The 2,994-nt window shown below is 62.9% G+C and carries 3 protein-coding genes; 1 reads left to right on the top strand and 2 read right to left on the bottom strand.

Annotated elements, in window-relative coordinates; translation table 11 throughout:
- The coding region (locus IVB42_RS20210; protein WP_247471198.1) for an IS3 family transposase at positions 1-259 on the top strand (259 nt) is incomplete at its 5' end.
- Here the strand turns inward: IVB42_RS20210 and IVB42_RS20205 are convergent.
- Both IVB42_RS20205 and IVB42_RS20200 read right to left on the bottom strand, forming a co-directional pair.
- A complete protein-coding gene (locus IVB42_RS20205; RefSeq protein ID WP_247293541.1) occupies positions 229-2,298 on the bottom strand; it encodes a recombinase family protein in 2,070 nt (689 codons plus the stop codon). The genes IVB42_RS20210 and IVB42_RS20205 overlap by 31 nt on opposite strands.
- On the bottom strand, positions 2,288-2,458 hold the full coding sequence (locus tag IVB42_RS20200; RefSeq protein ID WP_247293539.1) for a hypothetical protein: 171 nt from the start codon (positions 2,456-2,458) through the stop codon (positions 2,288-2,290). The genes IVB42_RS20205 and IVB42_RS20200 overlap by 11 nt, the downstream gene beginning before the upstream one ends.
- Positions 2,459-2,994 lie beyond the last annotated feature (536 nt).

Genomic DNA, 2,994 nt, shown 5'->3' with positions numbered 1-2,994 from the left:
CCAGTACGTCAGCGAGCAGTTCCAGCGCTTGATGGCTGATAGCGGCATCGTCTGCAGCATGAGTCGGTCCGGCAACGTCTGGGACAACGCGGCGATGGAGAGCTTCTTCTCGTCGCTGAAAACCGAACGCACCGAGCGCAAAACCTATCGCACCAGGAACGAGGCCAGAGCAGATGTGTTCGATTACATCGAGCGGTTCTACAACCGCGCATCAGAACACCCATCTGTCTATGTTGTTGAAGAGAAAAGACTTTGCTGATTGGGATTCGATCCCGTGGGGTATCTTGGGTTCTGTCGCGCTCGTTCGGCGATAGATCGAGCAGCAGTTGTTATCAGCGAGCTGCGGGCGAAGATCCAAGGACCATCCGACAGAGGATGGATGGCTTCGATTTCACCGGCTTCAGCGGCCAGCCGGAGCGTCTTGGGCGCGATCTTCAGGAGCTTGGCGGCGTTGCTGAGGTTTAGCCAGTGCTCGATGCCGTCCTCGGCGGGCTTGAACACCGGGATGCGATAGTTCGAGCGCAGCGAGGTAACACGCTCGCGCGTCCAGCGATTGCCGTTACCGGTCTCGAGGCCGTTGCGGTTGAGGAGGCCGGCGATCAGATCGTCGCTGGCGATCAGCACCAGTCGGCGCACAGCCTCGATGATGTTGGCGGAGGTGCTGTTACGCTGCCCGCGCCGGCGCTTGGGCAGGCGTATCTCGCTGTGAACGCCGCCGACCCAGTGGACGATGAGGACGATCTCGGAGGCCGCATCGTCGATATCGGCCACGACCTCATGGATGAGGGTGCGCACAACGCGCTTCTTGAGGCGAGCATCCGTCGTCGGCGCATCCCAGACCGCTTTGAGGTTCGAGGCTAGAACGCCGAGCGAAGCTGGATCGGCAATGGGGGCGGGCGTCGCCGCCTCATGCATTGCGATCTTGCCCTCGACCTCCGCCGCGTGAGCGAGCGCCCTGTTCCAGCGCGCTTCAAGCTCGCCCGCCACCAGCCGGTTCGCGGGGTCAGCGGCATCGTACTGCCGGAAGGCCCGGTCGGCGGCATAGCGCGCCGCTTCGAGGTCGCGACTGAGAGCATCGCGCACCTGATCCCGCCGTTCCCTGGCTTCCTTGGCGGCCGCGGTTGCAGCGGCGATAGCGCCCGGACCGACGACGCCAAGCAGCGCTTCCTCGACTGCATCATCGACGCGCAGTCCGCCGAAGCCGATGCAGTGAGGGCCACCATTGTCCATCCAGGCGCGGCTGCAGCTGTAGCGCGGGATATGGTGCTTCATGCCGGAGTATCGGAGTGTGAGCTTGCGGCCGCAGCGCTTGCACCGGATCAGGCCGGCCAGCAGCCCGTCACCATGCTTGGGCGCGCCGTGATGCCGGCCGGTGGGAATGTTGCTGCTGACCATAGTGCGGATCGCCTCGAACCTCTCCCAGCTCACATACCCTTCGTGGGTGTTGGGCTTCAGCGCCAGCCATTCGTTCCGCGCCTTGCGGCGGATCTTCACGCTCACGCCTGCGGCGCTGTATCCCGCCGCCACAGCCGTCTTACCATAGGCATAGGCGCCGCCGTAGACCGGGTTCTCAATGATCCGGTGGATGGCGGAGTAGCTTGGTCGCCGCCAGGCCGTGTCGCCGCTGGTCTGCTTCACCGGCAGATCGAGATTGTACTCGTGGAGCCAGCAGAGCGCCTGTCGCGCGCTGCCCAGTTCCTCGACCTTGTCGAACACCAGCTTGATCGCTTCCTGGACACGCCCATCCGGATCTTTCTCATAATGGTCGCCGGCCTTCACGAAGCCGACGGGCGCCGCCACAACCAACTCGCCCCGGCGCGCCTTCTCGTAGCGGGCCGAGAGCGAGCGCTGGCGCAACAGATCCAGCTCGTACTCGTTGAGGCTGCCCTTGAGCCCGAGCAGCAGGCGGTCGTTACCGTGCCTCGGTGCATAGATCGTCTCCTGATCGACCAGGACGGTATCGACCACACGACACATCTCGATGAGTTGCTGCCAATCCCGGCTGTTGCGAGCGAAGCGCGAGACCTCGCGGGCGCAAACCGCGCCAACCTTACCGAGGCAAACCTCCGCTACCATCCGCTCGAAACCGGCGCGTTGTACCCCGCCGGCGGCTGAACGACCGAGATCATCATCGATCACTTCAATCTCTGACCACCCGAGCGCCGTCAGGCGGTCCCGCATGGCGTACTGCAACGCACTGCTCTCGCGATTGTGCAACACCTGATGCGCTGAGGATTGACGCACGTAAAGAAGCGCCTTGCGCTCGAGATGATGAGGCCTGACCTTGTCAGAAATCATGACCGACCTCCTTCGCGCGCGGCGTCGCCGTCGTCGCAGCATGGTCGAGGATCAACTGCGTCATCAGACTCATAAGGGCCGCCTGCGCTTCCGCCGGCAGCTCCGACCATGCCGGCGCGCCGATGGCGCCGTTCGACAGGCCGCTCCCGAACAGATCCATCTGCTGCTGCGGCCGCGGTCGTTGATTGTGTCGGTATCCGCTCCCTGGCATTGCCGTCTGGCTTGACATGAGTCGCTCCCCGATTCTGGCCGTGAGAGCCTCTGGATGCGCCAGAAAGCGGGGCAGCTGATGGCGTTCGATCCTTCAACGCTACATCGAGAAGCGCAGAAAGCGCCGCAAGTGCATCGATCCTAACAAGCGGCTGAGCTGTCAGAAACCCGGCGTCATGGCATGCCGTCCGGTCGAACATCCATGCGGGAACTTCCAGCCAACGGTCTGCTTGCGATCCGTCCAGGGTGCAGCGAAAAACGACATCGTCGGCCTTGTCGATGGCCCCATGAACGCAAACTCGGCGCCCAAACCAAGGATGATGCCGATAAAGAACCTCGCGAAGAACGGTCCTGTGGGCGTTCTCAAACGTCGTTGTACAACACGACCCGACGTCACTCGACGATCGGTTACCTCAGCCCTGTTGAGTTCGAGCGCAAGGTGGGATTAGCTTAACCCGGTGTCCATCAAACCGGCAGCAGCTCACC

Origin of the sequence: Bradyrhizobium sp. 45 (assembly GCF_023073155.1) — a bacterium.
Lineage (GTDB): Bacteria > Pseudomonadota > Alphaproteobacteria > Rhizobiales > Xanthobacteraceae > Bradyrhizobium > Bradyrhizobium canariense_D.
The sequence above is the reverse complement of the archived record's forward strand: the minus strand, read 5'-3'. Positions and strand labels throughout refer to the sequence as shown.